We start from the raw sequence: 23,832 nt of genomic DNA, 5'->3' as shown, positions 1-23,832 counted from the left end.
CGGCTCAGTAGGATCGGCGGGCGCGCCGGGCCGCGGTCTTCGTCCGCACCGTCGCCTTGCCGCGGTAGCCGCGGTAGCGGGGGCCGCGGCTGCCGTTCTTGCGCCGCTTGTGCCGGTTGCGCTCGCGGCCCGGGGCGTCGTGGACCGCACCGGGGAACTCGGGCTCCTCGCCGCGGCCGACGGCGAAGACCTGGGCGACGGACGGGCGCGGCAGGGACCACTCGCCCACCCCCTCCCGGGTCTCGACGACGTAGTCGGGGAAGTAGGAGCGGGGCTCCTCGAAGGTCCCGTCCTCGCCCGGGTGCTGGACGGCCACGTAGACCATGCGCTCGCGGTCGTGGATCACGGGCCCGCAGGTCTCGGCGTCCTGGGGCACGGCGAGGAACTGCTCGACGTTGCCGCGCTGGGCGCCGGTGAGCCCGACCCTGAACAGCCCGTCGTTGTAGCCGATCGTGCCGGGGGCGCCGTCGGTGGAGACCCACAGGTTGCCCACCGAGTCGAAGGCGAGGTTGTCGGGGCAGGAGATCGGCGAGACCTTCTCGGCGGGGAAGCCGGCGAAGTAGGCCGAGGCGTTCTTCGCGGGGTCCCCGGCGACGATGAGGATGCTCCAGTCGAAGCGCACGGCGTCCGCGCGGTTGCCGCGCTCGGTGAGCTCGAGGACGTGGCCGTCGCGGTTCTGGGTGCGGGGGTTGGCCTCGTCGGGGCCGGCCTTGCCCTCGGTGCCGCGCTGGTTGTTGTTGGTCAGCGCCACGTAGAGCCTGCCGGTGTGCGGGGAGGGCTCGACGTCCTCGGGGCGGTCCATCTTCGTGGCGCCCGCCCTGTCCGCGGCCAGGCGGGTGAAGACGAGGACCTCCTCGACGGTCATGCCCTCGACGGCCGAGGCCCCGTCCACGACCAGCGGCAGCCACTGCCCCGAGCCGTCGAACGCCCCGTCGGAGGGCAGCCGTCCGGAGCCGTCGATCTCGGCCTCGGTGTCCCCGGTGAACCTGGCCACGTAGAGGTCGCCCTCGGACAGCAGCGTGAGGTTGTGGGCGCGGTCGCCCTCGCGGTACTTCTTCGCGGAGACGAACTTGTAGAGGTAGTCGAAGCGCTCGTCGTCGCCGGAGTAGGCGACCACGGTGCCGTCCTCGGCCACGCGCACGTTCGCGCCCTCGTGCTTGAACCGGCCCAGGCTCGTGTGCTTGACCGGGGTCGAGGACGGGTCCTGCGGGTCGATCTCCACGACCCAGCCGAAGCGGTGCGGCTCGTTCTCGTAGCCGGGCAGCGTCGAGTCGAAGCGCGGCTCGACCTCGTGCCAGCGCCGGCTCGGGGCCTCGGTGGAGATCCCGTAGCGCTTCTGCTCGGCGGAGCCGTTGCCCTTGAAGTACTGGTTGAAGTTCTCCTCGCCGGACAGGACGGTGCCCCAGGGGGTGGTGCCGCCGGCGCAGTTGTTCTGCGTCCCGAGCACCAGGGCGCCCGTGGGGTCGTCCCGGGTCCTCAGCAGGTCGGAGCCGGCCGCGGGACCGTCGACGGCGAAGGGGGTCTCGAGGGTGATCCGCCGGTTGCGGGACCCGCCGCGCACGTAGGACCAGGGGCGGCCCGGGCCGGTGCGGGCGATCTCGACCACGGACATCCCGTGGGCGGCCATGGCCACCCGGGCCACCCGCTCGAGGTCGCCCTGCTGGTCGGCCGGGAACATGAGGTTCTCGTTGGTGTACTCGTGGTTGCTCACCAGCACGCCGGTGCGCCCGCCGCGGTCCTGGATGACGTCGAGGTAGTCGCAGTTGTAGCCGAACTGGCGGGCCTGGGCCTCGGGGGTCTGGGCACGGGGGTCGAACTCCGGGGAGTCGTCGAAGAGCGGGTCGCCCCAGCGGATGATCGGCGACCAGTCGTAGCCCTCCGGCACGGTGAGGTCGTCGACGGTGTTCGGGACGGGGTCGATCGGGGTGAAGGACAGCCCCCGGCCGCGGCCGTGGGCCTGGGCGGCCTCCGGGGCGGCGCCGACGACGCCGACGGTCACGGCGGCCGCGGCCCCGAGGCCCAGGGCCGAGCGGCGGCTCAGGGCGGCGTTCGCGATGTCGCGGAAGTAGCCGTTGCCGGAGGTGTTGCACTCCGGGCCGGCGCAGGCGCTCGCGCACTTGAGCTGACAGGTCACCGGGCTGCGCTTGCCGCGGGTGTGCCCCAGCAGCGGCAGGAGGGGGCGCTTGGCGGTCTCGGTCATGGTCTCTCCCCTGGGGACGGGGCGCGCGGCACGGGCCGCGGCCGGAGGTCTCGGATGCGGGTCCACTGCACCACCACCGCATGAGGCCCCGGGGGCGGCGGGGGAAAGCCCGGGTTAACGAGCGGTGGCCGGGCGGGACGGGCGGCGCGCCGCACGGGGTGTGACCCGCGTCACCCCTGGGTGGCGAGCGCGTGCACCCGCCGCAGCCGCTCGAGCCACCACTGCCGCCGGGGGGCGGGCACGGCGTGGCGGGCGAGCAGCTGCGGGTCGGGGACGGCCTCGCGCAGCTCGAGCTCGCCGTCGACCGGGCGCAGCGGCGCGGCGAGCACGTCGGCCTCCAGCAGCGAGACCGTTCCCAGTCCGCAGGCCCACGGCAGCTCCGGCAGGGCGGCGGCGAGGGCCAGCCCGGCCCGGATGCCCACCGAGGAGTCGAGGGCGGAGCTGACGACCGCGGGCAGCCCGGCCGCGGCGACGACCTCCAGGGCGCGGCGCACCCCGCCCAGGGGTGCGGCCTTGACGACGAGCAGGTCCGCGGCCCCGGCCCGGGCCACGGCGAGGGGGTCCTCCTCCTTGCGCACGGACTCGTCGGCGGCCACGAGCACGGGCACGCCCCGGTCGGCCAGGCCCTCGCGCACGGCGGCGAGCTCCCCGATGCCGGCCGCCGGCTGCTCCGCGTAGGCCAGCCCGTGCCGGGCCAGCCGCTCCAGGGCCCGCAGGGCCGCGGGGACCTCCCACCCGCCGTTGGCGTCCACGCGCAGCTCCGCCCCGGGCAGCAGCGCGCGCACGGCGGCGACGCGGGCGTCGTCGTCGTCGAGGTCCTGGCCGCGCTCGGCGACCTTGATCTTCACGGCCCCCACCCGGCCGGCGTAGCCGGCGAGGACCTCCGGCACCCGGTCCGCGGGCACGGCGGGGACGGTGGCGTTGACGGGGATCCGGGTGCGCCGCGGGGCCGGGAAGCCGCGCCAGGCGGTGTCGGCGGCCGCGCGCAGCCATGCGAGGGCCTCCGCGTCCCCGTACTCGGGGAACGGGCCGAACTCGGCCCAGCCGGCCGGCCCGCGCAGCAGCGCGGTCTCGCGCACGTCGATGCCGCGGAAGCGCACGCGCAGCGGCAGGGCCACGACGTGGACCTCGGCGAGCAGCTCGTCGACGGGGGGCAGGGGCGGGTGGGCGTCCATGCCCATCAGCCTATGCGCGCGCTCCCAGCCGGGGCCGGGGCGCGCGTGGCAGGATGGTGCTCCCGCGGGCGAGGACCCCGCCGCGCCCCGGCGCGGACCGCCCGCCCGAGACCGCCGATCCCAGGAGCCCCATGACCACCGCCGCCGTCCGTCCGCGGACCACCGCCGGCCAGGTGCTGGCCCACGTCCTCGGCGCCCTCGTGGCCTGGACGGGGGCCGTGGCCGTGGGCGTCGTGGCCCTGACCACCGCGGCCGGGCAGTGGCTCGACGAGCGGGCCCTGAAGCAGGCGCACAACGCCTTCCCGGACCTCACCGACCGCGGCCGGGAGCTGCTCGACCTGCTGCCGTGGGCCGTGGGCGGGATCTGCGCGGTGGCCCTGGTGGTGCTGGCCGTGCGGGCGCGCCGGCTCGCCCCGGCGCTGACGGGGGCGGCGGTCGTGGTGCTGTCCAACCTCACCGTGCAGCTGCTCAAGCGGGTGTTCGTGGACAAGCCCGACCTCGGCATCCAGGAGGCCGCGGCCAACTCCTTCCCCTCCGGGCACACGGCCGCGACGGCCGCGGCGGTCGCGGTCGTGCTGCTCGCCGCCCCGGCCGCCGCGCGGCCCGCGGTGGCCCTGCTCGGGGCGGGCGCGATGACCGCCACGGGCATCGCCACCCTGGTCAACGGCTGGCACCGGCCCTCGGACGTGGTGGCGTCCCTGCTCGTGGTCGGCGGCTGGGCGGCGCTGGGCGGGCTCGTGCTGCGCCTGACCGGCCCCGCCGAGGGGCCGGTGCGCAGCGGGGGCCTCACGGCGCTGCTCGGGCTGGCCGGGGCGGGGGCGCTGCTGACGGGGCTGCTGCCGGCGTGGGTGGCCCTGGAGCGCCCCGGCGGGGGCTGGGCCGCGGCGGCCGGGTGCGCGGCGGTGCTGGGGGTCAGTCTGCTGACGGCTGCGGCGCTGACAGCGCTGCAGGCACCGCGTCGGCGGGGGCCTCGGACCTGATCCGCTCGAGCCGGTCCAGCAGCACCCGGGCGGAGCCGGGGGTGTAGGGCAGCCGGAACATCGAGGCGGTCACGGGGCGCATCCCGCCGGGGGCGGCCGCGGCGGCCTCGCTCGCGTCCACCCGCTCGATCGCGGTGCGCATCAGCCGGGCCTGCTCCCGCACGTGGCCGCGCTCCACGGGGCGGCCGTGGCCGGGGACGAACACCCGGTAGCGCTCCAGGTCCGCCAGCCGGTCGAGGGCCTCGGCCCAGCCGCGCGGGAAGGAGTCCTCGAACTGCGGGTCCGTGCCCTGCTCCACGAGGTCGCCCACGAACACGACGTCGTCGGTGCCCACGCACACGTCGTTGTCGGTGTGCGCCCGGCCCAGGGAGAAGAGCACGGCGCTGCGCTCCCCGAGGTCCACCCGGGCCAGGGCGGGGCGGCGCCCCGTGCCCGGCAGATGCCGGTTGGGCGGGACCACGGCCGTGTCGGGGCCCTCCGCGGCGGCCATCTCCGGCTCGTGGGTGCCGACGTAGGAGCGGTGGTAGTCGGCGTGGGCGCGGATGGCCTCGGCGCAGCCGCGGTGGCCCCAGAACTCCTCGGCGCCCGCGCGGCGGAACACGGCGTTGCCCATGTAGTGGACGTGGTGGGCGTGGGTGTTCACGACCACCAGCGGCAGCGGGGTCACCGAGCGCACGGCCGCCAGGATCTCCGCGCCCTGGCGCGGCCCGGCCCCGGTGTCGACCACGAGGGCGCGCCGGGTCCCGAGCACGAGACCGGAGTTCAGCCTCCAGTTGTCCGTGCTCACGGCGAAGACGCCGTCGCGGAGCTCGTTGATGCGGGTCACCCGACCAGGGTACCGACCGCACCCGCCTATCCTGGTCCCCATGACTTCCGACGGGACCGGGGATGCACCGCGCGGCGCGGGCCGCTACGCTCCGTCCCCCTCGGGGGACCTGCACGTGGGCAACCTGCGCACGGCGCTGCTGGCCTGGGCGCTCGCCCGCGGCAGCGGGCGCTCCTTCGTGCTGCGGATCGAGGACCTCGACCGGGTGCGCCCGGGCGCGGCGCAGCGCCAGCTGGCGGACCTGGCCCGCACGGGGCTGGACTGGGACGGTGAGCCGCTGCTGCAGTCGACGCGGGAGGCGGCCCACCGCGCGGTCGTCGAGCGGCTCACGGCCGCGGGCCTGACCTACGAGTGCTACTGCACCCGCCGCGAGATCCGGGCGGCGGCGAGCGCCCCGCACGGGGCCCCGGGCGCCTACCCCGGCACGTGCCGGGACCTGGGCCCGGCCGAGCGGGCGGCGCGGCGGGCCGGGCGGGCCCCGGCGGTGCGGCTGCGCGCGCAGGTGCACGAGGAGACCGTCCTGGACCGGTGGGCCGGCCCGTACACGGGTGCGGTCGACGACCTCGTGCTGCTGCGCAACGACGGGCGGCCCGCCTACAACCTGGCGGTGGTCCTCGACGACGCCCACCAGGGCGTGGACCAGGTGGTGCGCGGGGACGACCTGCTGCCCTCGACCCCGCGCCAGGCCCACCTCGCCGACCTGCTGGGGCTGCCCCGGCCCGAGTGGGTGCACGTGCCGCTGGTGCTCAACCCGCAGGGGCAGCGGCTGGCCAAGCGCGACGGCGCCGTGACCCTGGCGGACCTCGGGGCCGCGGGGGTGCCCGCGGAGGAGGCGGTCGCCCGGATCGTGGCCTCCCTGGGGCTGCCCGGGCGGCCCCGGACGGCGCAGGACGTCCTCGCCGTGCTCGACGAGGACGTCCTGCCGCGCGTGCCGTGGGTCCTGGACCCGCGGGAGTGGACGGCTCAGCGCACGGGCTGAGCCCGCTGCGCCGGGGCCTGCTCCGGCTCGTGCGGGTCCTCGGGCTCGGCGAGGAAGCGCTCGTAGGCCGCGGAGGTCAGGAAGGCCGGGTAGTCCTGCCCCAGGGCCACCTCCTCGAACACCGCGCGGGCGTCGTCGAAGCGGTCGCCCTCGGTGCGCTCGATCCGCGCGAACTCCTCGTCGACGAGCTCGGCCACCCACTCGCGGGTGATCTCCTCGCCCTCGTCGGTGATCGCCCGGGAGTTGACCCACTGCCAGATCTGGGAGCGGGAGATCTCGGCGGTCGCGGCGTCCTCCATGAGATTGTGGATGGCCACCGCCCCGGAGCCGCGCAGCCAGGCCTCGATGTAGCGGATCCCGACGTCGATGTTGTTGCGGATCCCGGCCTCGGTGATCCTGCCCTCGGCCGAGGCGATGTCGATCAGCGCCTTGTCGTCGGGCACCACGTCCTCGCGCCGGCGCTCGAGCTGGTTGGGCCTCTCCCCCAGCACCCGGTCGAAGACCTCCTGGCAGACCGGCACGAGGTCGGGGTGGGCGACCCAGGAGCCGTCGAAGCCGTCCTCGGCCTCGCGGGTCTTGTCCGCGCGCACCTTCTCGACCGCGGTGCGGTTGACCTCCTCGTCGCGGCGGGACGGGATGAACGCCGCCATCCCGCCGATGGCCATCGCCCCGCGCCGGTGGCAGGCGCGCACGAGCTGCTCGGTGTAGGCGCGCATGAACGGCTGGGTCATGGTCACCTCGTTGCGGTCCGGCAGCAGGAAGCGCGGTCCGCGCGTGCGGAAGTTCTTGATGATCGAGAAGATGTAGTCCCAGCGCCCGGCGTTGAGCCCCGCGGCGTGCTCGCCGAGCTCCCAGAGGATCTCCTCCATCTCGAACGCGGCGGTGATCGTCTCGATGAGCACGGTCGCCCGGATGGTGCCGCGGTCGGTGCCCAGCAGCGACTCGGCCTTCGTGAACACGTCGTGCCACAGCCGCGCCTCGCGGTGGGACTCGAGCTTGGGCAGGTAGAAGTAGGGACCGAGGCCGAGCTTCTTCAGCCGGCGGGCGTTGTGGAAGAAGTACAGCCCGAAGTCCACCAGCGCCCCGGCGATCGGCTCGCCCTTGACCGAGAGGTGCTTCTCCTCGAGGTGCCAGCCGCGGGGGCGGACCACGATCGTCGGGTTGGCGCGGGCGTCCGTGTTCCTCAGCGCGTACTTCTTGCCGTCCGGGCTGGTGAACTCGATGGTGCCCTCGAGCGCGTCGATCAGGTTGAGCTGGTTGGCCACCACGTTCGTCCAGTGCGGGGTGTTGGCGTCCTCCATGTCCGCCAGCCACACCCTCGCCCCGGAGTTGAGCGCGTTGATCGTCATCTTCCGCTCGGTGGGGCCGGTGATCTCCACGCGCCGGTCCTCGAGGCCGGGCGGGGGCGGCGGGACCCGCCAGGAGTCGTCCTCGCGGATCCGGCGGGTCTCCGGCAGGAAGGAGGGGTCCGTGCCGCGGGCGATCGCCTTCCGGCGCTCCTCGCGCGCCGCCAGCAGCTCGCGGCGGCGGGGTTCGAACTCCCGGTGCAGGGCCGCCAGGAACCCGAGGGCGTCCGGGGTGAGCACGCTGGACTGCCGGGGCACGTGGTGGCCGGTGAGGGTCACGCCGTTGATCGTCACGGGGTTGCTGGTCATGGTCATCATGGCTGGTTCCTCGGCTGGTGAGGTCGGCGGGAAGGACGGGGGCCGGCGTGCCGCACCCGGTTCCCGGGTGCGGCGCGGCCGGGGCCCGGGACGGGGCCCCCGGCCGCGGTGGGCGCAGCGGCCTAGTGGAACTGGGCGGTCTCGGTGGAGCCGGCCAGGGCCGTGGTCGAGGAGTCCGGGTTCAGCGTCGTGGAGACGAGGTCGAAGTAGCCGGTGCCGACCTCGCGCTGGTGGCGGGTCGCGGTGTAGCCGCGCTCCTCGGCCGCGAACTCGCGCTCCTGCAGCTCGACGTAGGCCTTCATCTGCTCGCGGGCGTAGCCGTGGGCGAGGTCGAACATCGAGTAGTTCAGGGCGTGGAAGCCGGCGAGGGTGATGAACTGGAACTTGTAGCCCATCGCCCCGAGCTCGCGCTGGAACTTCGCGATCGTGGCGTCGTCCAGGTGCTTCTTCCAGTTGAAGGACGGCGAGCAGTTGTAGGCCAGCATCTGGTCCGGGTGCTCGGCGTGGATGCCCTCGGCGAACTTCTTGGCGAGCTCGAGGTCGGGGGTGCCGGTCTCCATCCACAGCAGGTCCGCGTACGGGGCGTAGGCGTTGCCGCGGGCGATGCACGCCTCGAGGCCGTTGCGGACCTTGTAGTAGCCCTCGGCGGTGCGCTCGCCGCTGATGAACGGCTTGTCCCGGTCGTCGACGTCCGAGGTGATCAGCGTGGCCGCCTCGGCGTCGGTGCGGGCGATGATCAGGGACGGGACGTCGGCGACGTCGGCGGCGAGCCGGGCCGCGCTGAGCGTGCGCACGTGCTGCTGGGTGGGGATGAGCACCTTGCCGCCGAGGTGGCCGCACTTCTTCTCGGAGGCCAGCTGGTCCTCCCAGTGCACGCCCGCCGCGCCCGCGGCGATCATGGACTTCATCAGCTCGTAGGCGTTGAGCGGGCCGCCGAAGCCCGCCTCGGCGTCGGCGACGATCGGGACCAGCCAGTCCTCGACGGTGCTGATGCCCTCGGCGTGCTCGATCTGGTCGGCGCGCATGAGCGCGTTGTTGATCCGCCGCACGACCGCCGGGACGGAGTTGGCGGGGTAGATCGACTGGTCCGGGTAGGTCTGGCCGGCGAGGTTGGCGTCGCCGGCGACCTGCCACCCGGAGAGGTAGATGGCCTTCAGCCCGGCCTTGACCTGCTGGACGGCCTGGTTGCCGGTGAGCGCGCCGAGGGCGTTGACGAAGTCCTCGGAGTGCAGCTTCTCCCACAGCCGCTCCGCGCCGCGGCGGGCGAGGGTCATCTCCTCCTGCACCGTGCCGCGCAGGCGCACGACGTCCTCCGCGGAGTACTCGCGGGTGATCTGCGCCCAGCGGGGGTCGGCGTCCCACTCCTGGCGGAGCTCGTCGGCGGTCTTGGGGGCGTTGGGGTAGGACATGATCTGCTCCTCGTCGAGTGTCCGGAGTCCCGGCCCGTGCGGGGCCGTGCTGTCGTTCGGGGCCACCACGGCCCGCCGTTGTTCGCGGTTCCTTGGTGACACACACCACTGTGCGCCCGAATCCACTCCGTTGACCCCATATTTTTCCGTGAATTTCTGCCGTTCTTCACGTACCGTGAAGAAATGACCACCAGCGCCTGGGGCTACGACGCCCCGACGACGACCACGACGGCGGACCCGCCCGGCGGCACCGACCTGATCGGCCTGGGCCGGCGCATCCGCACGCTGCGCAAGCGGCGCGGGCTGACCCTCGCCGGGCTCGCGGAGCAGACCGGGACGGCCCCCTCCCAGCTGTCGGTGATCGAGAACGGCCGCCGCGAGCCCCGGCTGAGCCTGCTCCAGCGGCTGGCCGACGCCCTCGGGACGAGCGTCGACGCGCTGCTGGGCGCCGAGCCCGCCGACCGGCGCGAGGCGCTGGAGGTCCAGCTCGAGCGGGCCCAGCGCTCCCCGCTCTACGAGCAGCTGGGCCTGCCCACGGTGCGGGTCAGCTCGGCGCTGTCCACGGAGGTGCTCGAGGCGCTGGTCGCCCTGCAGGACCGGCTCGGGCAGGCGCTCGAGAAGAACTCCGCGACCCCGGAGGAGGCCCGGCGGGCGAACGTGCAGCTGCGGCGGCTGATGCGGGAGCAGGACAACTACTTCCCCGACCTCGAGCAGGCCGCCAAGGAGCTGCTGGCCCTGGGTGGCTACTCCTCGGGACCGGTCTCCAACTCCGTCATCGCCGAGATGGTCGGCCGCCTCGGCTACAGCATCCACCACGTCACGGACCTGCCGCACTCCACCCGCTCGGTCACGGACCTGCTCAACAAGCGGATCTACCTGGTGCAGAGCCCGCGGGCCGACCACGACCCGCGGGCGGTGCTGCTGCAGGCGGTGGGCCACCAGGTGCTCGGCCACGAGCCGCCCAGGGACTACGCCGAGTTCCTCTTCCAGCGGGTCCAGGCCAACTACTTCGCCGCGGCCGTGGTGATGCCCGAGGAGAAGGCCGTGCCGTTCCTGACCGAGGCGAAGAAGCAGCGGGCGCTGTTCCTGGAGGACCTCAAGGACCGCTTCGCGGTCTCCCACGAGACGGCCGGGCACCGCTTCACCAACCTCGCCACCCGCCACCTGGGGATCCGCACCCACTTCCACAAGGTCTCCTCCTCGGGGGTGATCCACAAGGCCTACGAGAACAACGGGCTGGTCTTCCCGATGGACCACACGGGGGCGATCGAGGGGCAGATCTCCTGCCGCAAGTGGTCCGGGCGCACGGTCTTCGACCAGCCCAACCAGTTCACCGCCTTCGCCCAGTACACGGACACCCCCTCCGGCACCTACTGGTGCTCGACGCGCACCGAGCTCTCGGGCCAGGGGACGTTCTCGATCGGGGTGGGCGTGGCGTTCACCGACGCCCGGTGGTTCCGCGGCCGCGACACCCCGCACCGGACCGTCTCGACCTGCCCCGACCCGGCGTGCTGCCGCCGGCCCCCGGAGGAGCTGCGCCGCGTGTGGGCCGGGCACGCGTGGCCGAACACCCGGGCCCACTCGCACGTGCTCGCGGCCCTGCCGGAGGGCGCGTTCCCGGGCGTGGACGAGCGGGAGGTCTACGAGTTCCTGGCCGCCCACGACCGCGGCTGAGGCCCCGCACGGGGCCCGGCCCGGCTGGCAACACGCCGGGAGCGGGCGTAAAGTCTGCCCAGACCTTTGTTCTCCACCCGTCCCCCGGCAGCCTCGCTCGTCCCGGGCCGGCGCCGGGCGGAAAGGACAGCATGACCCAGCAGATAGCCCAGACGGTCGCGATCGTCATCTACTTCGCGGCCATGATCGGCATCGGCCTGTACGCCAACCGCCGGACCAACGACCTCGACGACTACATGCTCGGCGGGCGCAACCTCAAGCCCGGCACCGCCGCGCTCAGCGCGGGGGCCTCGGACATGTCCGGGTGGCTGCTCATGGGCCTGCCCGGGGCCGTGTTCCTCTCGGGGCTCGTGGAGGCCTGGATCGCGATCGGCCTGACCGTCGGCGCCTGGCTGAACTGGAAGTTCATCGCCCCGCGGCTGCGCTCGTACACGGAGGTCTCGCACAACTCCATCACGATCCCCTCCTTCCTCGACAACCGGCTCAAGGGCGGCGGGCGCCCGCTGCGCATCGTCTCCGGCGTCGTGATCCTCGTGTTCTTCACGTTCTACGTCTCCTCCGGCATGGTCGCCGGCGGGCTGTTCTTCCAGTCCTCCTTCGGCTCGACCTACCACACCGGCCTGCTGCTGGTCGTGGCCGTGACCATCGGCTACACCCTCTTCGGCGGCTTCCTCGGGGCGACCTACACGGACGTGGTGCAGGGGCTGATGATGTTCGCCGCGCTGCTGCTCGTGCCGATCGTGGGGATCATCAACGTCGGCGGCTTCGGCGCGATGGCCGAGAACATCCGGGCGGTCCAGCCCGACGCCCTGTCCCTCGTGGCGGGCGGCTCGGTGATCGGCATCGTCTCGGCCCTCGCGTGGGGCCTGGGCTACTTCGGCCAGCCGCACATCATCGTGCGCTTCATGGCGATGCGCTCGCCCTCCGACGCCAAGTACGGCCGCCGGATCGGCATCGGCTGGATGGTCCTCAGCGTGATCGGCGCGATCTCGACGGCGCTCGTGGGCATGGCCTACTACGGCAACCGCCCCGAGGAGTCCCCCACCGACCCGGAGTCGGTCTTCCTCGACCTCTCCCAGGTGCTGTTCCACCCCGTGATCGCGGGCTTCGTGCTCGCGGCCGTGCTCGCGGCGATCATGTCCACCGTCTCCTCCCAGCTGATCGTCTCCTCCTCGGCCCTCGTCGAGGACCTCTACAAGCTGACCGTCAAGGAGACCCCCTCCCCCCGCCGGCAGGTCTGGCTCGGGCGCGCCGGCGTGGCCGCCGTGGCCCTGGTCGCGGTGCTGCTCGCCTGGCAGCAGAACAACACGATCCTCGGGCTCGTGGCCTTCGCGTGGGCCGGCTTCGGCGCGGCCTTCGGCCCGATCGTGATCCTGTCCCTGTTCTGGCGCAGGCTCACCGCCGCCGGGGCGATCACCGGCATGGTCCTGGGCGCGGTGACCGTCTTCGCGTGGACGGTCACCCCGTGGGCGGACCTCTACGAGATCATCCCCGGGTTCGTCGTGTGCACGATCGCCGCGGTGGCGGTCTCCCTGGCCACCCACCGTCACGACCCGGTCGTCGACCAGGAGTTCGACGACGCCGCCCGCCTGGCCCACGCGGCCCAGGACGAGATGGCGGCCGAGAAGAAGGCCCGGCCCGCCGAGGCCTGAGCCGCCCGCTCCCCGGCACGGCAGGAGGGGCCCGTTCCGCACCGGAACGGGCCCCTCCTGCCGTGCCGGGCCTCAGTGCCCGATCGAGGCCAGGGTCGCGCGGATCGCCTGCGCCGAGCGGCGCAGCAGGGTCAGCTCCCGGTCGTCCATGGGCACGGGCGGGAGGCCGACGACGCCGGGGCGCGCCACGACCGAGGGCACGGACAGGGCCACCCCGCTGATGCCGTGGTAGTCCTCGAGGACCGTGGAGACCGGCAGCACGGCGTGCTCGTCGCGCAGGACGGCCTCGACCACCCGCACCCCGGCCAGGCCGATCGCGTGGTCGGTGGCGCCCTTGCCGGCGATCACCTCGTCGGCGGCCCCGACCACGCGCTCGGCCAGCGCGGCCAGGTGCTGCTCGTCGAAGGGCCGCCGCCCGTCCACGGTCCACTCGCGCAGGGGCACCTGGCCGATGGTCGCGGAGGACCACAGGGGGAACTCGCTGTCCCCGTGCTCGCCCACGATCGTGGCGTGCACGCTGCCGGTGGCCACGCCGGCCTCCTCGGCGAGCAGCCAGCGCAGCCGGGAGGTGTCGAGCACGGTGCCCGAGGCCAGCACCCGCCCGGCGGGCAGCCCGCTGATCCGCCGGGCCACGACGGTCAGGACGTCGCAGGGGTTGGTCACGAGCACGTACACGGCGTCGGGGGCCTGCTCGAGCAGGCGGGGCAGCAGGGACCCGAGGATCGCGGCATTGGCGGCCGCGAGGTCCATCCGGGTCTGGCCCGGGCGCTGCCTGGCCCCGGCGGTGACCACCACGACGTCGGAGCCGGCGAGCACGGCGACGTCGTCGGAGCCCGTGACCCGGGCGCCGCCGGTGAACATGGTGCCGTGGGCCAGGTCGAGGGCCTCCGCCCGGACCCGGTCGGCGTCGAGGTCGTACAGGGCGATCTCCCGGGCGGACCCGCGGATCATGGCGGCGTAGGCGAGGGAGGTGCCGACGGCGCCGGCGCCGACCACCCCGATCCTCGTGCGTGCGGTGGGAGCGGTCTGCGGCACGGGGTCCTCCTCGGGACGGCAGCGGCGGGGACGGGGGTCAGGGGCGGGCGGCGCGCAGGACCTCGAGGGCGATCGGCCCGCCGGTGACCGAGCCGAGGTCGCCGTCCTCGACGAACACGGCGACGGCGAGGTCCTCGTGGGCGGCGATCACCCAGGAGTGGGTGCGGGGCGGGTCCTCGGTGCCGTACTCGGCGGTGCCGGTCTTGCCGATCGCCGTGTCCGGGCTCAGCGCCCGCAGGCCGTCGAGGTGGCCCTCGGTGACGACCGCGCGCATCGTGGTGCGCAGCTGCGCGGCCTCCTCGGCGGTGAGCGGGGCGTCCGTGGCCGGGCGGGCGGGGGCGTCGTCGACCAGGCCGTCGGTGGCCACGAGGCGGGGGGTGACGAGCCCGCCGTCGGCGGCCGAGGCGGCCAGCACGGCCATGCTCAGCGGGGAGACGAGGGTGCGGCCCTGGCCGAACAGCGCCGCGGCGTGCTGGACGGGCGGCTCCTCGTCGGGGATCGAGCCGAGGAACGCCTCGACGCCGAGCCGGACCTCCATGCCCGTGCCGAGGGCCGCGGCCGCCTCGGCGAGCTCCTCCTGGGTGACGCGCTCGTGCTGGCCGGCGAAGAACGTGTTGCAGGACTGGGCCATGGCCTCGGTGAGCGGGATGGAGCCCGTGGCCGCGGGGTCGTAGGAGGGGGCGTTGCGGAACTCGGCGCCCTCGACCGTCAGCGAGGGCGGGCACGGGTGCTCGGTGGACGGGTCGTCGCCCTCGCGGAGCATGGCCAGGGCCGTGGCGACCTTGAACGTCGACCCGGGCGCGTAGCGGCCCTGCAGGGCCGTGGGGTAGCCCTCGGAGCCGGGGCCGTCGGCGGCGGCGAGGACCTCGCCCGTCGAGGGGCGCAGCGCCACGACGGCGGACGGGGACCCCACGCCCTCCAGCTGCTCGAGGGCGGCCTCCTGGAGGCCGCGGTCGAGGGTGAGCGCGACGGGCTGCCCGTCCACGGGGGCGACCTCGTGCAGGGGCGCGGCGGCACCGGGGGCCGGCCCGCCGTCGGCGCGCAGGCCGATCCGCTCGACGACGGCGCCGGGGCGCCCGCGCAGCCGGTCGTCGAAGGCCTCCTGCACGCCGCCGCGGCCGACGACGTCCCCGGCGGCGAGCTCCCCGCCGGAGCGCTCGAGGTCCTCGGCCGTGGCCGGTCCGACCGCACCGAGCAGGGCCGGGGCGAAGCCGCGGGAGGGGGCCAGCGGCTGCTCGTCGTCCACCACGCGCAGCCCCGGCACGGCCGAGGTCCGGCCGGCGGGCAGGGCGCGGAAGTCGTCCTCGCGCAGGGTCACCGCCGCCACGAAGGCCTCCGGACCGGCCTGCTCGACCGATGCGGCGTAGGCGGCGGGGTCGAGCTCGACGACGTCCTCGAGCGCGGCCACGAGCTGCCGGGCGGCGCGGGCGGGGTCGGCCTCCCCGAGCCGCCCGCGGTCGATGCCGATCCGGTGGACGGGGCGCTCGGTGACGAGCACCTCTCCCCCGGCGCCGGTGACGTCCCCGCGGTCGGCGGGCAGGGTGCGCAGGCGCAGCCCCTCGTCCGGGCCCAGGGAGGGCTCGACGACGGCCGGGGACCACCGGGCCCGCCACTGCCCGTCCGCGTCCTGCTCGAGGGGCAGGCGTGCGTCGTAGGACCAGTCCTGCTCGCCGGGCAGGTCCCAGGTCCAGGAGAGCACCGCCTCGCGGCCGTCCTCCCCCGTCTCCTCGACCCCGGCCAGCGCCACGGCCGGGTCGGCCCCGCCCAGGTGGGCGGTGATCCGCTCGAGCTCCTCCTGGGCCTGCGCGGGCAGCGCGGTGCCGGTGAGGTCCCCGGCGTCCAGGCCCGCGGCGACGCCCTCGGCGGCGTCGCGGGCGCCGTCGGGCAGCGCGCCGCAGCCGGCCGGGAGCAGGAGGACGGTGAGGCCGAGGCCGGCGGCCGCGGCGCGGGAGCGGGAGGAGGTGCGCATCGGGACCGACCCTAGTCCGGTGCGGCCGCGCCCGGGACCCCTGCAACGCCGTGTTGCGCGGGTCCCGGGCGCGGCCGGGACCGGCGGACCGCTCAGCAGTGGTAGGTGTCGGTGGGCGCCTCGAAGTGGACGTCGTAGCCCTCCGGGATGCTCAGGCCGAAGGCCCCGGCCAGGCCGAGGATCTTCCGGGCCCGGGCCAGGCGGGGCAGGTCGGAGCCGTTGCGGATCTCCCCGCCGTCGGCGTCGAAGTCCTGGAGGAACTCGGTGGCCCAGGACAGCTCGGACAGCGACGGGCTGAGCCCCTCGTTGACCGTGGCGGTCTGCTCGGGCATCAGGCACAGCTTGCCGGTCATGCCGAACTCGAGGGTCACGGCCGTGGCCTCGGCGAGCTTGGGGCCCAGGGCGCCCACGGCCGGGCCGTCGATGGGCCCGGGCAGGTTCGCGGCCCGCGAGGCGATCGTGAACTGCGAGCGGGTGTGGGCCAGCGTCATGGGGTTCTCGCCGAAGCCGGTGTCGCGGCGGAAGTCGCCGAGGCCGAAGCCGAGCCGGTAGGTGGAGCGCGCCCCGGCGATGGCCTGCAGGTTCTGCACCCCGCGGGCGGTCTCGACGAGCGCGACGATCCGGGTGTCCTTCAGCAGCTCCGCGGTGCGGGTGACGTGCTCCGGGGACTCGACCATGGCGAGCATGACGCCCTCCAGGCCGCGCACGCCGGCGAGGGCGCGCAGGTCGTCCTCCCACCACTGGGTGCCGAAGCCGTTGACGCGCACCCACGCCCGCTGCGGGGTGCCGTCCTCGGCCGTGCCCTCGAGCCAGCGCACCACGTTGTGCCGGGCGCGCTCCTTGTCCTTGGGCGCCACGGAGTCCTCGATGTCCAGGACGACGACGTCGGCCGCGCTGGCCCGGGCCGCCGCGAAGCGCTCGGTCTGGGCGCCGTTGACGAGCAGCCAGGAGCGGGCGAGCTCGGGGCCGACCGCCGGGGCGGGGGCGGGCGGGGTGGACGTGGTCGTCGAGGGGCTCTCGAGCGAGGTGGCAGTCATGAGGACGTACTCGTTCCGTGTCGTGCTGCGAACAGCGGTGCATCGGGGGGGCCGGGGCGGAGGGGCCCGGACGGGAGGACGGGGTCCTGCGGGGCCCCGGTGCGGCGTGGGTGCCGGGACCGCGGGCCCGTTCCTCGGTGCCGTGCCGTCGGGCCCGGGGGCCGCCAGGTGGGCGGGCCGGTGCCCGTGCGCCCTGGATCAGGGCGCGGCAGGTGCGGTGACCCGATCGTAACGCAGCTCACAGGCGCGGCGCCACCGCGGCGGCTCAGCCCCGGCGCGCGGGACGGGTGGTGCGGGCGGTCGCCGGGGCCGTCCACGGGTCCTCGGGCCAGGGGTGCTTGGGGTAGCGTCCGCGCATCTCGGCCCGGACCTGCGCGTAGGGCCCGGCCCAGAAGGAGGCGAGGTCGCCGGTGACGGCCAGTGGCCGCCCGGCCGGGGAGAGCAGGTGGAAGAGCACGGGGGCCCGTCCGGCGGCCACCGCCGGGGTCGCGGCCCAGCCGAAGCACTCCTGCAGCTTCACGGCCACCACCGGGCGCCCGGCCGGGTCGTCGGCCGGCGGGTAGTCGATCCGCACGCGGGAGCCGCTGGGCACGGCCAGGCGCTCGGGGGCGAGCTCCTCGAGGCGGGAGGCCTCGGGCCAGGGCAGCAGCCGGCGCAGGGGCTCGGCGAGGTCCGCCCCGCGCGCCCCGGCCGCGAGGGCGTCGAGCTCCGGGGCCAGCCACTGCTCGAGGGCGGCGGTGAGGGCGGCGTCGGAGACCTCCGGCCAGGGCGGGCCGAGCCGGTCGTGCAGCAGGGCCAGGCGGCGGCGCAGCCGGTCGGCGGCCTCCGACCAGCCGAGCAGGCCGGGCCCGCGGGCGGCCACGGCGGCGCGCACGGCCTCGCGGGCCGGCCCGGGCGGCGGGGGCACCGGGGTCGCGGAGAGCTCGATCGCCCCGAGGGCGCGGGTGCGGCGGGCGGTGACCCGGGTGCCGTCGAAGGAGGCGCGCACCGTGTCGGTGAGCAGGTGCTCGGCGCAGCGCTCGGCGGTGGCCCGGTCGAGGGCGGCGGCGGTGCGGACCACGGCCCCGGTGCCGGCGGCGGCCCGGCCGGCGGCGCGGGTCGCCTCGGCGACGGCCAGCCACTCGGCCCCGGCCAGGGGGCTGCCCTCGGGCAGCCCGGCCCGGGTCCCGGAGGCGAGCTACCACGTCCCGCCCGAGCGGCGGGCGATCCGCTCGGGGAAGGCGAGGGCGAGCACGGCCCCGGGCACCAGCTCGGCGGGCACCGGGTCCCCGCCCGCCGGGGCGGGCCGCTCGCGGGCGCTCCCGCCGGCCGCGGCGCGGGCCTCGCGGGCGGCGCGCCGGAGCCGCTCCGTCTCCTCCGCCCACCGCCGGGCGCCCGGGTCGCGGCCCGAGCGCAGCCCGGCCAGCAGCCGGGCCAGGTCCCCGTCCGGGGCCCGGTGGTCGTCGGCGAGCGCCGCGACGACCTCCGCGGCGGCCCGCTCCCCGACGAGCCGGGTCCCGTCCAGCAGCCCGCGGGCGAGGCGGGGGTCGGCCGGCACCCGGGCGAGCGCGCGCCCGGCCGCGGTGGCCCGGCCCCCGGCGTCGACCGCGCCGAGCCCGCGCAGCACCGACTCCGCCTCGGCGAGGGCGGCGGGCGGGAGCGGGTCGGGCAGGGCCAGGCCGCGCCCGCCCGGGGAGCCCCAGCAGGCGAGCAGCAGGGCGGCGCCGGTGAGGTCGGCGGCGGCGACCTCCGGGGTGCCGTGGGCGGGCATGCCCGCCCACGTGCGCTCGTCGTAGCAGCGCACGGCGGTGCCGGGACCGAGCCGGGCCGCGCGCCCGGCCCGCTGCTCGGCGGAGGCGCGGGAGGCCGCGACCGTGACGAGCCCGGTCATCCCGCGGCCCGCGTCCCGGCGGGGCTCCCGGGCGAGCCCGGAGTCCACGACCAGGCGCACCCCCGGGACGGTGAGGGAGGACTCGGCCAGGGCGGTGCTCACGACCGCGCGCGGGGGCCCGCCCGGGGCGCGCCCGGCCGTGGCGCGGTCCTGCTCGGCGGCCCCGGTCCGCCCGTGCAGCTCGAGGACCTCGGTGCCGGGGGCGTGCTGGCGCAGGCGGCGGGCGACCTGGGCGACCTCCCACGCCCCGGGGAGGAAGACGAGGGCGTCGGTGCCGGGGTCCGCCGCCAGGGCCCGGGCGTGGGCGGCGGCCGCGGTGCGGGCGACGTGGTCGAGGAAGGCCGGGGTGACCCCGCGCCCGTCGGTGCGCCGGCCGGGGGCCGGTGCCCACTCGAGGCCCAGGGGGTGCAGGACCGCGGGGCTGTCGACCACGGGCGCCGGCTCGCCGCCGCCGAGCAGGCCCGCGAAGCGGACGGCGTCGACGGTCGCGGACATCGCCGTGAGCACGAGGTCCTCCCGCAGCTGGCGCAGCTCGGCGAGCATGCCCGTGAGCAGGTCCGTCTCGAGGCCGCGCTCGTGCACCTCGTCCAGGACCACGGCGCCGGTGCCGGGCAGCCCGGGGTCGTGCAGCAGGCGGCGCAGCAGGATCCCCGGGGTCACGAACTCCACGAGGGTGCCGGGCCCGGCCCGGCGGTCCCCGCGCACGGTGTGCCCCACGCGCTCCCCCACCCTGGTGCCGCTCAGGTGCGCCAGGCGCCGGGCGGCGGCCCGGGCGGCGACCCGGCGCGGCTGGGTGACGACGACCGTGGCCGGCCCGTCCCCGCGCTCGTGCAGCAGCGCGGCGACCAGCGGCGGCACGAGGGTGGTCTTGCCGGAGCCGGGCGGGGCCTGGACCACCGCGGCACCGCCGGCGAGGGCCGCGCGCAGGGCGCCCGCGGCCCCCGCGACGGGCAGGCCGGCGCCGATCCGGTCGAGGTCGAAGGGCGCGGCGCTCACGGCTCCGTGTGCTCGAGGAACCCGCGCAGCACCTCGGCGAACTTCTCGGGCGCCTGGGAGTGCACCCAGTGCCCGGCCTCGCGGATCGTCACGCGGTGCGCGCGGGGGAAGAGCCGGCGCATCTGCGGTGCGTGCTCGTCCTTGACGTAGTCGGAGCGCCCGCCGGCGACCCACAGCACCGGGCCCTCGTAGACGGCCTCGCCGGTGTCGGGGAAGCCGCCGACGGCCTCCAGGCTCGTGCGCAGCAGCTCGAGGTTCGGCTCCCAGGAGAAGCCCTCCGGGCCGTGGCGCAGGTTCTGCAGCAGGAAGCTGCGGGTGGTGTCCCACGGGATGGGCTCCTTCAGCGCCGCGTCCGCGTCCGCGCGGCGCTCGAGGGAGCCGAGGTCCACGGCCGCGAGGCTGTCCAGCAGGTGGGCGAACTCGCCCTCCCCGCCCCCGGTGCGCACGGGCGAGATGTCGACCACCACGAGCCGGGAGACGAGCTCCGGGTGGCGCAGGGCGAGCACCATGGCGACCTTCCCGCCGAGGGAGTGCCCGACGACGGCGACCGGGCCCTCCGCGGCGAAGTCCGCCCGGAGGGCCTCGGCCACGGAGTCGGCCATCTGGTCGTAGTCGACCCGGTCCGTCCACGCGGAGCGGCCGTGGTTGGGCAGGTCCACGAGCAGGCTCCGGTGCTCCGGCTGCAGGTCCTTGGCGGCCCGGGTGAAGTTCTTGCCCCGGCCGAACAGGCCGTGGAGGAAGACGACGCCCTCGCCGTCGTCGCCCACGCGGGTGGTGTGCACGGTGGTCGTCGGGTGCTCAGCCATCCCCCGAGCCTATCGGGGTCCGGCCCCCTGCGCCCGCCCGGGCACGGCCGGGCCGTCGTAGACTCGGGGGCGTGACTGCATCGACCCCCACCGACCTGCCCGAGCGCGTCTCGGAGATCTTCGACCCGGCGCAGTGGCGCGCCGTCGAGGGCTTCGGGGACCTCCAGGACATCACCTACCACCGCGGCGTGGCCCGCGGCGCCGACGGGGGCGTCGTGCGGGACCTGCCGTGGGTGCGGGTCGCCTTCGACCGGCCCGAGGTCCGCAACGCCTTCCGCCCCTCCACGGTCGACGAGCTCTACCGCGTCCTGGACCACGCCCGCACCAGCTCCGACGTGGGCGCGGTGGTCCTCACCGGCAACGGCCCCTCCCCCAAGGACGGCGGCTGGGCCTTCTGCTCCGGCGGCGACCAGCGCATCCGGGGCCGCGACGGCTACCGCTACGCCGAGGGGGAGACGGCCGAGAGCATCGACCCGGCCCGCGCCGGGCGGCTGCACATCCTCGAGGTGCAGCGGCTGATCCGCACCATGCCCAAGGTCGTCATCGCGGCGGTGCCCGGGTGGGCCGCCGGCGGCGGGCACTCCCTGCACGTGGTCTGCGACCTCACGATCGCCTCGCGCGAGCACGGGATGTTCAAGCAGACCGACGCGACCGTGGGCTCCTTCGACGCCGGCTACGGCTCGGCGCTGCTGGCCCGCCAGGTCGGGCAGAAGTTCGCCCGCGAGATCTTCTTCCTCGCCCGCGAGCACGACGCCGAGGCGATGCACCGGATGGGCGCCGTCAACGCGGTCGTCCCCCACGCCGAGCTCGAGACCACGGCGCTCGAGTGGGCCCGGGACGTCACGGCCCAGTCCCCGCAGGCGGTCCGGATGCTGAAGTTCGCCTTCAACCTGCCCGACGACGGCATGGTCGGCCAGCAGGTCTTCGCCGGCGAGGCCACCCGCCTGGCGTACATGACCGACGAGGCCGTCGAGGGCCGCGACGCCTTCCTCGGCAAGCGGGAGCCCGACTGGTCGGCCTTCCCCTACCACTTCTAGGAGCGGACGTGGACGGACCGGCCGTGCCCGGCGACGCCGTGGTCCTCGACGGCCCCGTGGCCGGGGACCCGCTGCGGCTGCTGCCCGGCCTGACCCGGGCGCTGGGGCGGCCGGGGCCCGCCGTCGTGGTGCGCACCTCCGGGTCCACCGGCCGGGCGAAGGCGACCGTGCTGTCCACGGACGCGCTGGCCGCGTCCGCCATGGCCACCGCCCGGCGCACCGGTGCCGTGGGCCAGTGGCTGCTGGCGCTGCCGGCCCACCACGTCGCCGGGCTGCAGGTGCTCGTGCGCTCCCTCTACGCGAGCACGACCCCCGTGGTCCTGGACCCGGCCGCCCGCTTCACCCCGGCGGCCTTCGCGGCGGCGGCCGCGGAGCTGGAGGACCCCGAGCGCTTCACGTCCCTGGTGCCCACGCAGCTGCAGCGGATCCTCGAGCCCGCCTCCGGGGTGCGCGACGGGGACGCCGTGGCCGCGCTGAGGAGCTTCCGGGCGGTCCTGCTCGGCGGCTCGGCCGCCCCGCCCCGGCTGCTCGCCGCCGCGCGGGAGGCCGGCGTGCGGGTCGTGACCACCTACGGGATGTCCGAGACCTGCGGCGGGTGCGTCTACGACGGCCTGCCGCTGGAGGGGGTGCGGGTCCACCTCGAGCGCGCCCCCGGCGAGGTCCCCGGCGGGGGGCCGGCGGGCGGGACGGGACCGGGGCGGATCTGGCTGGGCGGCGACGTCGTCGCCGAGGGCTACGCGGGCGACCCCGCTCTGACGGCCCGGCACTTCCGCACCGCCGGCGGGGTCCGCTGGTACCGCACCGACGACCTCGGGCAGCTCACCCCCGAGGGCGGGCTGCGGGTCCACGGCCGGGTCGACGACGTCGTGAACACCGGCGGGGTCAAGGTCTCCGCGGGCCTGGTCGCCGCGGTCCTCACAGCCCACCCCGGCGTGCGGCAGGCGCTCGTGCTCGGCGTGCCCGACCCCGAGTGGGGGCAGGCGGTCGGCGCGGTGGTGGAGCCCGCCCCCGGGGCGGACCCCGCCCTGCTGCGCGCCGAGCTCGCCGGCGCCGTGCGCGCCGCCCACGGGCCCGCGGCGGTCCCCCGGCTCTGGGCGTGGCCCGCGGAGCTGCCGCTGCTGGCGACCGGCAAGCCCGACCGGGCCGCCGCCGCCCGGCTGCTGGAGGGCCGCGGCTGACCGGTCCCTGCCTCCGCCGGGGCGCGTCCGCCGCGCCGGCGGGTGCGTGAGACAATGACCGGCGGCCCGCCGCTCGGACGGGCCGCGCCCCGTGCGCGTCCCGCCCCGACCGGAGGTAGTTCCGTGGCCACGCCCGCCCAGTGGATCGAGGGAGCCCGGCTGCGGACCCTGCCCATGGCCCTCGCGCCGGTGCTCGCCGGCTCGGCCGCCGCCCAGGCGCTGCACTCCTTCGACCTGCTCCGCGCCCTGCTGGCCCTGCTCGTGGCCCTCCTGCTGCAGGTCGGGGTGAACTACGCCAACGACTACTCCGACGGGATCCGCGGCACCGACGACGAGCGCGTCGGCCCCCTGCGGCTCACCGGCTCCGGCGCCGCGCGGCCCCAGCACGTGAAGGCCGCGGCGCTGCTGTGCTTCGGCCTCGCCGCCGTGGCCGGGGCCGTGCTCGTGGTGCTCAGCCGGCAGTGGTGGTTCGTCCCGGTCGGGCTCTCCGCCGTGCTCGCCGCCTGGGGCTACACCGGTGGGCGGATGCCCTACGGCTACCTGGGCCTGGGCGACCTGTTCGTCCTCGTCTACTTCGGCCTCGTCGCCGTGCTCGGCACGACCCTCACCCAGGCGGGGACCCTCAACGCCGAGGCGTGGGTCGCCGCGGCGGCCACGGGACTGATCGCGTGCGCGCTGCTGATGGCCAACAACGTCCGGGACCTGCCCACGGACCGCGAGGCCGGCAAGCGCACCCTCGCCGTGCGGCTGGACGACCGCAGGGCCCGCGCGGTCTTCGCCGCCGAGATCGCGGTGGCCTTCGCCCTGGTCCTGCTGCTGGTGCCGGCCAACCCCTGGATGCTGCTGGTGCTGCTGCTCGTCCCGGCGGCGGTGCCGCCGGTGGCCACCGTGCTGCGGGCCGGGGACCGGCGCCTGCTCGTGCCGGTGCTCAAGCAGTGCGGGGTGCTCAACGTGGGGTGGGCGCTGCTGTTCCTGCTCGCGGTGCTGCTGCGGCAGTGGGTGTGACCGGGTCCGGTCAGGACTCGCGGCCCTCCTCGCGCAGCCGCCGATCCACGTAGGCGTCCTCGACCTCCTGGTCCTCCAGCGCCACGCGGTTGCGCGGCCTCGGGGTGCGGGAGATCCAGCCGCGGAACTCGTCGCCGGCCGCGGCGTGCAACCGGGGGAAGAAGAGGTAGGAGACCGCGAAGGAGATCGCCACGGCGGCGATCCCGGAGAGGATCAGGCCCACCCCCAGCCACATGCTCAGCAGGAACACGGCCACGAGCACGGCGAGGCGGAGCAGGGAGTACGTCAGGAAGTGCACCCGCCCAGTCTACCGAGCCCGCCTGGGAGCCCGCGTGGAGCC

17 protein-coding genes and 1 pseudogene are annotated in these 23,832 nt (G+C 75.9%); 7 read left to right on the top strand and 11 right to left on the bottom strand.

Going from position 1 to position 23,832, the window contains the following annotated elements:
- Positions 1 to 4 precede the first annotated feature (4 nt).
- Together LQU92_RS13510 and LQU92_RS13505 are read right to left on the bottom strand one after the other, a co-directional pair.
- The gene (locus tag LQU92_RS13510; RefSeq protein ID WP_230781282.1) at positions 5 to 2,200 is read right to left on the bottom strand and encodes a PhoX family phosphatase; all 2,196 of its coding nucleotides are present in this window, start codon (positions 2,198 to 2,200) and stop codon (positions 5 to 7) included.
- A gap of 170 nt (positions 2,201 to 2,370) precedes the next feature.
- Complete coding sequence (locus LQU92_RS13505) at positions 2,371 to 3,375, bottom strand: o-succinylbenzoate synthase (protein WP_230781281.1); 1,005 nt, start codon at positions 3,373 to 3,375, stop codon at positions 2,371 to 2,373.
- 131 nt (positions 3,376 to 3,506) lie between these two features.
- Here LQU92_RS13505 and LQU92_RS13500 point away from each other — a divergent pair, with 131 nt between their 5' ends.
- On the top strand, positions 3,507 to 4,355 hold the full coding sequence (locus LQU92_RS13500) for a phosphatase PAP2 family protein (protein WP_230781280.1): 849 nt from the start codon (positions 3,507 to 3,509) through the stop codon (positions 4,353 to 4,355).
- Here LQU92_RS13500 and LQU92_RS13495 read toward each other — a convergent pair.
- Positions 4,288 to 5,181, bottom strand: a complete 894-nt coding sequence (locus LQU92_RS13495; RefSeq protein ID WP_180814654.1) for an MBL fold metallo-hydrolase — start codon at positions 5,179 to 5,181, stop codon at positions 4,288 to 4,290. The genes LQU92_RS13500 and LQU92_RS13495 overlap by 68 nt on opposite strands.
- A gap of 40 nt (positions 5,182 to 5,221) precedes the next feature.
- Between LQU92_RS13495 and gluQRS the strand changes: the two genes are divergently transcribed.
- Complete coding sequence (gene gluQRS, locus LQU92_RS13490; protein ID WP_101851857.1) at positions 5,222 to 6,160, top strand: tRNA glutamyl-Q(34) synthetase GluQRS; 939 nt, start codon at positions 5,222 to 5,224, stop codon at positions 6,158 to 6,160.
- On the opposite strand, the gene aceB is transcribed toward gluQRS, so the two are convergent.
- Positions 6,145 to 7,821 carry a malate synthase A gene (aceB, locus tag LQU92_RS13485; protein ID WP_374229723.1) on the bottom strand — a complete coding sequence of 559 codons (1,677 nt, stop codon included), beginning with the start codon at positions 7,819 to 7,821 and terminating at the stop codon, positions 6,145 to 6,147. The genes gluQRS and aceB overlap by 16 nt on opposite strands.
- Before the next feature lie 125 nt (positions 7,822 to 7,946).
- Positions 7,947 to 9,233 carry an isocitrate lyase gene (aceA, locus tag LQU92_RS13480; RefSeq protein ID WP_230781278.1) on the bottom strand — a complete coding sequence of 429 codons (1,287 nt, stop codon included), beginning with the start codon at positions 9,231 to 9,233 and terminating at the stop codon, positions 7,947 to 7,949.
- A gap of 183 nt (positions 9,234 to 9,416) precedes the next feature.
- Here aceA and LQU92_RS13475 point away from each other — a divergent pair, with 183 nt between their 5' ends.
- The gene (locus LQU92_RS13475) at positions 9,417 to 10,907 is read left to right on the top strand and encodes an XRE family transcriptional regulator (protein ID WP_112255233.1); all 1,491 of its coding nucleotides are present in this window, start codon (positions 9,417 to 9,419) and stop codon (positions 10,905 to 10,907) included.
- Between the two features lie 131 nt (positions 10,908 to 11,038).
- Positions 11,039 to 12,559 (top strand): sodium/proline symporter PutP, encoded by a 1,521-nt coding sequence (gene putP, locus LQU92_RS13470; RefSeq protein ID WP_230781277.1) that lies wholly within the window; start codon positions 11,039 to 11,041, stop codon positions 12,557 to 12,559.
- 72 nt (positions 12,560 to 12,631) lie between these two features.
- Here putP and LQU92_RS13465 read toward each other — a convergent pair whose 3' ends face one another.
- From LQU92_RS13465 to LQU92_RS13445, 5 genes and pseudogenes are all read right to left on the bottom strand, one after another.
- On the bottom strand, positions 12,632 to 13,594 hold the full coding sequence (locus LQU92_RS13465) for an L-lactate dehydrogenase (protein ID WP_230781276.1): 963 nt from the start codon (positions 13,592 to 13,594) through the stop codon (positions 12,632 to 12,634).
- 37 nt (positions 13,595 to 13,631) lie between these two features.
- The gene (locus LQU92_RS13460; RefSeq protein WP_230781275.1) at positions 13,632 to 15,563 is read right to left on the bottom strand and encodes a penicillin-binding transpeptidase domain-containing protein; all 1,932 of its coding nucleotides are present in this window, start codon (positions 15,561 to 15,563) and stop codon (positions 13,632 to 13,634) included.
- A gap of 92 nt (positions 15,564 to 15,655) precedes the next feature.
- Positions 15,656 to 16,600: a CoA ester lyase gene (locus tag LQU92_RS13455; protein WP_101851854.1), complete on the bottom strand. Its 945-nt coding sequence runs from the start codon at positions 16,598 to 16,600 to the stop codon at positions 15,656 to 15,658.
- 265 nt (positions 16,601 to 16,865) lie between these two features.
- Positions 16,866 to 19,466: pseudogene (gene hrpB / locus LQU92_RS13450) on the bottom strand (ATP-dependent helicase HrpB).
- A complete protein-coding gene (locus tag LQU92_RS13445; RefSeq protein ID WP_230781274.1) occupies positions 19,463 to 20,272 on the bottom strand; it encodes an alpha/beta fold hydrolase in 810 nt (269 codons plus the stop codon). Before LQU92_RS13445 ends, hrpB begins: the two are co-directional and overlap by 4 nt.
- A 71-nt stretch (positions 20,273 to 20,343) precedes the next feature.
- On the opposite strand from LQU92_RS13445, the gene LQU92_RS13440 reads away from it, so the two are divergent.
- The 3 genes from LQU92_RS13440 (at position 20,344) to LQU92_RS13430 (ending at position 23,492) form a co-directional block, all read left to right on the top strand.
- Positions 20,344 to 21,309: a 1,4-dihydroxy-2-naphthoyl-CoA synthase gene (locus LQU92_RS13440; protein WP_230781273.1), complete on the top strand. Its 966-nt coding sequence runs from the start codon at positions 20,344 to 20,346 to the stop codon at positions 21,307 to 21,309.
- 8 nt (positions 21,310 to 21,317) lie between these two features.
- Positions 21,318 to 22,487 (top strand): AMP-binding protein, encoded by a 1,170-nt coding sequence (locus LQU92_RS13435; RefSeq protein WP_230781272.1) that lies wholly within the window; start codon positions 21,318 to 21,320, stop codon positions 22,485 to 22,487.
- Positions 22,488 to 22,610: 123 nt separating this feature from the next.
- Positions 22,611 to 23,492, top strand: coding sequence for a 1,4-dihydroxy-2-naphthoate polyprenyltransferase (locus tag LQU92_RS13430; protein WP_230781271.1), 882 nt, complete (start codon positions 22,611 to 22,613; stop codon positions 23,490 to 23,492).
- A 10-nt stretch (positions 23,493 to 23,502) separates the two neighbouring features.
- Here LQU92_RS13430 and LQU92_RS13425 read toward each other — a convergent pair whose 3' ends face one another.
- Positions 23,503 to 23,790 carry a DUF4229 domain-containing protein gene (locus LQU92_RS13425; protein WP_058859447.1) on the bottom strand — a complete coding sequence of 96 codons (288 nt, stop codon included), beginning with the start codon at positions 23,788 to 23,790 and terminating at the stop codon, positions 23,503 to 23,505.
- Positions 23,791 to 23,832 lie beyond the last annotated feature (42 nt).

The organism is Kocuria sp. LUK, from assembly GCF_021012935.1.
Taxonomy (GTDB): Bacteria; Actinomycetota; Actinomycetes; order Actinomycetales; family Micrococcaceae; genus Kocuria; species Kocuria flava.
This window is presented reverse-complemented; position numbering and strand designations above follow the sequence as displayed.